This window comes from Vibrio sp. PNB23_22_6, assembly GCF_052877535.1.
On record NZ_JBNFXP010000083.1, the window covers coordinates 1 to 324 of the forward strand.

1 tRNA gene is annotated in these 324 nt (G+C 49.1%); it reads left to right on the plus strand.

The window, feature by feature from the left end:
• The first annotated feature begins 121 nt into the window (after positions 1-121).
• Positions 122-196: transfer RNA gene (locus tag ACVA54_RS19725), tRNA-Gln, on the plus strand.
• Positions 197-324 lie beyond the last annotated feature (128 nt).

Genomic DNA, 324 nt, shown 5'->3' on the forward strand with positions numbered 1-324 from the left:
GGAATTGGTAGACGCACCAGATTTAGGTTCTGGCGCCGTAAGGTGTGAGAGTTCAAGTCTCTCCGACCGCACCATTACTTTCCTTAATTGGAGAGCACTTAGTTGAAAGACTAAGACCTGTAGGGCTATCGCCAAGCGGTAAGGCAGCGGCTTTTGATGCCGCCATTCCCTGGTTCGAATCCAGGTAGCCCTGCCATTACAAAACGTTGTTAAGGTTATACCAATTGCCTTGATAACTAAAAAATACGATGCGGTCGTGGCGGAATTGGTAGACGCACCAGATTTAGGTTCTGGCGCCGCAAGGTGTGAGAGTTCAAGTCTCTC